General features: G+C 61.9%; 9 protein-coding genes. 3 read left to right on the top strand and 6 right to left on the bottom strand.

The features are described 5' to 3' along the window. Positions 1-12 precede the first annotated feature (12 nt). Genes PMI32_RS27460 through lptM form a run of 6 tightly spaced genes read right to left on the bottom strand, consistent with a single transcriptional unit; the run spans position 13 to position 4,620 of the window. The gene (locus PMI32_RS27460; RefSeq protein WP_008024380.1) at positions 13-717 is read right to left on the bottom strand and encodes an HAD family hydrolase; all 705 of its coding nucleotides are present in this window, start codon (positions 715-717) and stop codon (positions 13-15) included. Next, a complete protein-coding gene (xerC, locus tag PMI32_RS27465; RefSeq protein ID WP_008024378.1) occupies positions 714-1,613 on the bottom strand; it encodes a tyrosine recombinase XerC in 900 nt (299 codons plus the stop codon). Before xerC ends, PMI32_RS27460 begins: the two co-directional genes overlap by 4 nt. Positions 1,614-1,615: 2 nt before the next feature. Further along, positions 1,616-2,341, bottom strand: a complete 726-nt coding sequence (locus PMI32_RS27470) for a DUF484 family protein (protein ID WP_008024376.1) — start codon at positions 2,339-2,341, stop codon at positions 1,616-1,618. A 13-nt stretch (positions 2,342-2,354) separates the two neighbouring features. Further along, positions 2,355-3,185 carry a diaminopimelate epimerase gene (dapF, locus tag PMI32_RS27475; protein ID WP_008024374.1) on the bottom strand — a complete coding sequence of 277 codons (831 nt, stop codon included), beginning with the start codon at positions 3,183-3,185 and terminating at the stop codon, positions 2,355-2,357. A 4-nt stretch (positions 3,186-3,189) separates the two neighbouring features. Then, positions 3,190-4,437, bottom strand: coding sequence for a diaminopimelate decarboxylase (gene lysA, locus PMI32_RS27480; RefSeq protein ID WP_008024371.1), 1,248 nt, complete (start codon positions 4,435-4,437; stop codon positions 3,190-3,192). Between the two features lie 9 nt (positions 4,438-4,446). Next, on the bottom strand, positions 4,447-4,620 hold the full coding sequence (gene lptM / locus PMI32_RS29455) for an LPS translocon maturation chaperone LptM (RefSeq protein ID WP_008024369.1): 174 nt from the start codon (positions 4,618-4,620) through the stop codon (positions 4,447-4,449). A gap of 317 nt (positions 4,621-4,937) precedes the next feature. Here lptM and cyaY point away from each other — a divergent pair, with 317 nt between their 5' ends. The 3 genes from cyaY (at position 4,938) to rnk (ending at position 6,147) form a co-directional block, all read left to right on the top strand. After that, entirely contained in the window at positions 4,938-5,270 is a 333-nt protein-coding gene (cyaY, locus tag PMI32_RS27490; RefSeq protein ID WP_008024366.1) for an iron donor protein CyaY, read from the top strand. A 4-nt stretch (positions 5,271-5,274) separates the two neighbouring features. Next, a complete protein-coding gene (locus PMI32_RS29450; protein ID WP_081501740.1) occupies positions 5,275-5,502 on the top strand; it encodes a DUF1289 domain-containing protein in 228 nt (75 codons plus the stop codon). A gap of 234 nt (positions 5,503-5,736) precedes the next feature. Beyond that, on the top strand, positions 5,737-6,147 hold the full coding sequence (gene rnk / locus PMI32_RS27495) for a nucleoside diphosphate kinase regulator (protein WP_008024364.1): 411 nt from the start codon (positions 5,737-5,739) through the stop codon (positions 6,145-6,147). Positions 6,148-6,151: the final 4 nt, after the last annotated feature.

Below are 6,151 nucleotides of genomic sequence, written 5' to 3'. Positions count from 1 at the left end.
GCCTCAAAGGTGCTACGAAATTGAATTCCACCGAGCCAACAACGCCGGCAATTCGGTCAGGCTGCGAATCTCGGCGTCCGGCGCTTTCTGCGCTTCCCACAATTTGCCCTGCGGGTTAAACCAGATCGCCCGCAACCCCGCCTGCTGCGCCCCGGCAATGTCATCACCCGGATGGTCGCCGATATGCACCGCCGTCGCGGCCGTTGCGCCGCCACGCTTCAGCGCCTCATGAAACAGGCGTGCGTCCGGTTTGGCGATGCCGATGTCTTCGGCGCACAGCGCAAACTTGAAGTAGTCGGCCAGCCCTAAACGGCGCACATCGGCATTGCCGTTGGTGACGACGCCGAGCGCATAGTGTTTGGCCAGCGTCTCCAGTGTCGGCTCGACTTCCGGGAAGATTTCCAGCTGATGCCGGGCATGCAAAAACACTTCAAAACTCTGATCGGCCAGGTCTGACGCCTGATCATGGCCGTAACCGGCTTCTTCCAGTGCGTGGAAAAGCACCCGGCGACGCAAGGCGCTGATTCGATGCTTGAGGCCCGGTTCGCTGCCCAGAATGCGCTCGCGAATCCCCCACAAATGCTCCACCGGCACCGCGCCCAGATTCGGTGCATGTTCGGTCAGCCATTCACGCAATACGGCTTCGGCGCTGACGATGACCGGGGCGGTATCCCACAAGGTGTCGTCGAGGTCGAAGGTGATCAATTGGATCGTCATGAATCATCGCCCTTAATGCGTTTGGCCCGTGGATGGGCGCTGTCGTAAACCGTCGCCAGATGCTGGAAGTCCAGGTGGGTGTAGATCTGGGTGGTCTTGATGTCCGAGTGGCCGAGCAATTCCTGCACCGCGCGCAGGTCCTGCGAGGATTCCAGCAGGTGGCTGGCGAAGGAGTGTCGCAACATGTGCGGATGCAGGTTTTGCCCCAGTTCACGCTCACCGGCGGCCTTGACCCGCACCTGAATCGCCCGAGGGCCGAGGCGCCGGCCTTGCTGGCTGACAAACACGGCGTCATCCGCCGGGTTGGTCATGGCGCGCAATGGCAGCCACAACTCCAGGGCTTCGCGGGCCTTTTGGCCGACCGGCAACAGGCGCGTCTTGCTGCCTTTACCGAGCACCTGGACCATGCCGTCGGCCAGGTCCAGTTGATCGAGATTGAGCCCGGTCAGTTCCGAAAGCCGCAAGCCCGAGGAATAGAACAGCTCCAGGATCGCTTGATCCCGACGCGCCAGAAAATCATCCTCCACCGCACCTTCAAGCAGTTGCAGGGCTCGGTCGGTGTCGAGGGTTTTCGGCAGTCGCCGCTCGCCTTTCGGCGGTGCCAGGCCATTGGCCGGGTCGTGATCGCAGAGACCTTCGCGGTTCAGATAATGATAGAGCCCACGCACGGCCGAGAGCAGGCGCGCCAGGCTGCGCGACGATTGACCCTGGGAATGCAGGCGGGCGATCAGGCTGCGCAGGCGCTGGATATCCAGCGCGGCCCAGCTGCCGATGTTCTGTTTGACACAGAAGCCCAACACTTTGTCGAGGTCGCGGCGGTAGGCGTACAGCGTATGGGGCGACACCTGCCGCTCACTGCGCAGGTGTTCGCAGTAAGCGTCCAGTTGCCGTTCCACGATCAGCGTACCGAGCGCAGAGAGCTGTTGACCCGTGGCAGCACGCGGCCCATGACTTCGGCGATGTAGCTGAGGAACAGCGTGCCGACCGAGCTTTTGTAGTGCTGCGGATCACGGCTGGCGATGGCCAGGACGCCGAGAATGCCTTGATGGCTGATGGCGACGACAGCGGTCGAGCCGATCTGCTTGCGCTGCTCTTCGCCGAACAGGAAGTCCAGTTCATGCTCGCGCAGGCTGCCGCTGACGCTTTTGTCTTCCGAAAGCAAACCGCCAATGGCCGTTTGCGCGTCGGCGTGGGTCACCCAGCGGCCAACCGGCATCGGGTTATCGCCCAGCAGGATCAGGCTGACAAAAGGCACCTGAAAGTCCTGACGCAGACTGTCTTCGACGCTGATCACCACATCTTCCAGGCTGGTGGCGTCCATCAGCGCGAGGATCAGGCGGCGGGTCTTGTCGAAGAGACGGTCGTTGTCGCGGGCCACGTCCATCAAGTGCGACAGGCGATGGCGCAACTCGATATTGCGGTCGCGCAGGATGGTCATCTGGCGCTCGACCAGCGAAATGGTGTCGCCTCGCTGGTGCGGAATGCGCAGGGCCGGGAGCAGTTCTTCGTGCTCGACGAAGAAATCCGGATGAGCCTCCAGGTACGCGGCAATCGCCGCCGCCTCAAGGCTTTCGGAAGGGGATTCGTCGGGCTGTAGGGCGGGAACCTGGGGCTTGTCGGTCATGGGTTTGACTCACTCAAAGACGTACTTGTCCTTCATAAACACGGACTGCCGGGCCGGTCATCAACACCGGTTGGCCAGGGCCTGCCCATTCAATGGACAGACGCCCGCCGGGCAGGTCGATCAATAGCGGCGAATCCATCCACCCCTGGCTGATCGCGGCCACTGCAGCAGCGCAGGCGCCGGTGCCGCAGGCCTGGGTTTCCCCGGCGCCACGTTCCCAGACGCGCAGCTGCGCGCGGTTCCGGTCGATGACCTGGAGAAAACCGACATTGACCCGCGCCGGGAAGCGCGGGTGATGTTCGATTTTCGGCCCCAGTTCATGCACCGGTGCGTTGTTGATATCGATGACCCGCAGCACGGCGTGCGGATTGCCCATCGACACAGCGGCGAGTTCCACCGTGGTGCCGTCGACGTCGAGCGAGTAGCTCGGCGCCTGACTGTCGGCAACGAACGGAATGTCGGCCGGCACCAGGCGCGGTGCGCCCATGTCGACGCTGATCTGGCCGTCACTGCGGATATCCAGCTCGATAATGCCACTTTTGGTTTCGACGCGAATCTGCCGTTTTGCGGTCAGGCGCTTGTCGAGTACGAAGCGGGCGAAACAGCGCGCACCGTTGCCGCACTGTTCCACTTCGGAACCGTCGGAGTTGAAGATCCGATAGCGGAAATCCACGTCCGGGTTACTCGGCGCTTCGACGATCAGCAACTGGTCGAAACCGATGCCGGTGTGCCGATCGCCCCATTGCTTGGCATGCTTGGGCAGGATGTGCGCGTGCTGGCTGACCAGGTCGAGGACCATGAAGTCATTGCCCAGGCCGTGCATCTTGGTAAAACGCAGCAGCATGGTTTTACTCCGGCAGCAGGCTTTCGCCAGCAAACAACTCGGCTACCGTCTCACGGCGACGCACTTCAAATGCCTGATCACCGTCCACCAACACTTCGGCGGCGCGGCCGCGGGTGTTGTAGTTGGAACTCATGACAAACCCGTAGGCGCCGGCCGAATGCACAGCCAGCAGGTCGCCTTCTTCGAGGGCCAGCTGACGATCCTTGGCCAGGAAGTCGCCGGTCTCGCAGATCGGCCCGACGATGTCGTAGGCACGAGCGGCGGTGGCGCGAGGGCGCACGGCGGTGACGTCCATCCAGGCCTGGTACAGCGCCGGGCGGATCAGGTCGTTCATGGCCGCGTCGACGATGGCAAAGTCTTTGTGTTCGGTGTGCTTGAGGTATTCGACCTGAGTCAGCAGCACGCCGGCGTTGGCGACGATGAAGCGGCCCGGCTCGAACACCAGCGCCAGGTCACGACCGTCGAGACGCTCGCGCACGGCTTTGATGTAGTCGGCAGCCAATGGCGGCTCTTCATCGCGATAACGCACGCCCAAGCCACCACCGAGATCGATGTGGCGCAGGTAGATGCCGCAATCGCCGAGGCGGTCGACCAGGCCCAGCAGGCGGTCGAGGGCGTCGATGAACGGCGGCAGGGTGGTCAGTTGCGAACCGATGTGGCAATCGACGCCGACCACTTCCAGGTTCGGCAGCTGCGCGGCACGCACGTACACGTCTTCGGCGTCGGCAATGGCGATGCCGAACTTGTTCTCTTTGAGACCGGTGGAAATGTACGGGTGCGTGCCGGCATCGACGTCCGGGTTCACACGCAGCGAGATCGGTGCGCGAACGCCCAGCTCGGCGGCGACGATTTGCAGGCGTTCCAGCTCATCGGTGGACTCGACGTTGAAGCAGTGCACGCCGACTTCCAGGGCGCGACGCATGTCGTCACGGGTCTTGCCGACACCGGAGAACACGATCTTGTCGGCGCTGCCGCCGGCGGCCAGTACGCGTTCCAGCTCGCCACGGGAGACGATGTCAAAACCGGCGCCCAATCGCGCCAGGACATTCAGCACACCCAGGTTGGAGTTGGCCTTGACCGCGAAGCAGACCAGGTGCGGCATGCCGGCCAGTGCATCGGCATACGCCAGGTACTGGGCTTCGATGTGGGCACGGGAGTAGACGTAAGTCGGGGTGCCAAAGCGTTCGGCGATGGTGGACAGGGCAACCCCTTCCGCGAACAGCTCGCCGTCACGGTAGTTAAAAGCGTCCATGGCGTTCCCTTATTGGTAGACGTCGTGCTTGTGTGCTTTCGACGGCTGCTTTTGCGAGGACTTGGCCTGCTCGGCAGGGTCCTGGGAGTCGTCAGGCAGGTACAGCGGGCCTTTTTGACCACAGGCCGACAATAAACAAGCGACCGCGACGAGCGCAGCAAAGGAAGAGATCAGGCGCTTCATGGCGAAATCCTTGAAAATGCGTTAATTGCGCCGGAGTATACCGGCCACCCGGCAGCTTGCCTATGCGACCAGGGTCCCGTCCGGCGGGGCTTCGCATGAAGCCGGCTAGCAAGGTGCAATCCCTGTGGGAGCGAGCCTGCTCGCGATGGCGGTGTGTCAGGTGACGATGATGTTGAATGTGCCGGCCTCTTCGCGAGCAGGCTCGCTCCCACAGGTGTACCTAAATCGGCCCTTGGTCGTTATCCTTTGCAATCACCGGGGCTCGCCCGTATCTTGCGGCGCTTGAGCCTGATCAGACACTTTTTGAGGTTGCCGTAATGAGTTTGTCCGAAGCGCGTTTCCACGATCTGGTCGATGCCACCCAGCAAACCCTGGAGGACATCTTTGACGACAGCGACCTGGATATCGATCTGGAGAGCTCGGCCGGTGTGCTCACCGTCAAGTTCGAAAACGGCACTCAGTTGATCTTCAGCCGCCAGGAACCCCTGCGTCAGCTGTGGCTGGCGGCGGTGTCGGGTGGCTTCCACTTCGACTACGACGAAGAGAGCGAGCGCTGGATGTGCGACAAGAGCGAAGAGCAGCTCGGCGAGATGCTTGAGCGCATCGTCCAGCAACAGGCCGGTGCTGAATTCGATTTCGAAGGTCTGTGAGATCGTGACCCAGCCGGCCCCTGTTCGACCGCCCAAGCCGCTTTACAGCAATGTCAGCCCGGCGGTGCCTTCGCCGTGCAGCGGTGTGTGTCGACTGGATGAGCAGAAGGTCTGCCTGGGGTGTTTTCGCCATGTCGAAGACATCCGCGAATGGCGCTCGGCCGATGATGAGCGCCGGCGCACGATTTGCGTCCAGGCCTCCCATCGCAAAGCCAACGCCGAGCCCTTGTAGGAGCGAGCCTGCTCGCGATGGTCGTTAACGATGACGAGGGCTGTCTGGGTGAGCGCGGCGCGCTCACGTTCTTCGCGAGCAAGCTCGCTCCTACAAAATGTGGCCCTGCTTGTATATTTTTTGAGCTGTGATAGTGTCCAGAAACGCCTCAACCCATCGAGGCTCGTGAAAACCCCGCCTTTTTCTGGCGGGGTTTTGCTTTTTCTGTGCAGAAGAAAGGAGTCTGCCTCTATCATGACCGCACCTTCCATCACCCTTACTCGTCTGGACGTTCAACGTCTGGAACGCCTGATCGACAGCCTGGACGACACGCTGCCGGGCGTTATCGCGCTGCAAACCGAACTGGATCGCGCCGATACCGTGGTCGGTCACGATGAAGTGCCCGCCGATGTCGTGACCATGAATTCCAGAGTGCATTGCCGCGAAGAAAGCAGCGGCAAGGACTATCACCTGACGTTGGTGTACCCCAAGGATGCCAACGCGGACGAAGGCAAGATCTCCATTCTGGCGCCTGTCGGTAGCGCACTGCTGGGCCTGAAGGTTGGCCAGCACATCGATTGGCCCGCTCCGGGCGGCAAAACCCTCAAGCTGACCCTGCTTGAAGTCGAATCGCAGCCAGCCAATGGCGGCCCCTTCCCGGAATAACTTG

The organism is Pseudomonas sp. GM60 (genome assembly GCF_000282415.1).
GTDB lineage: Bacteria > Pseudomonadota > Gammaproteobacteria > Pseudomonadales > Pseudomonadaceae > Aquipseudomonas > Aquipseudomonas migulae.
This window is presented reverse-complemented; position numbering and strand designations above follow the sequence as displayed.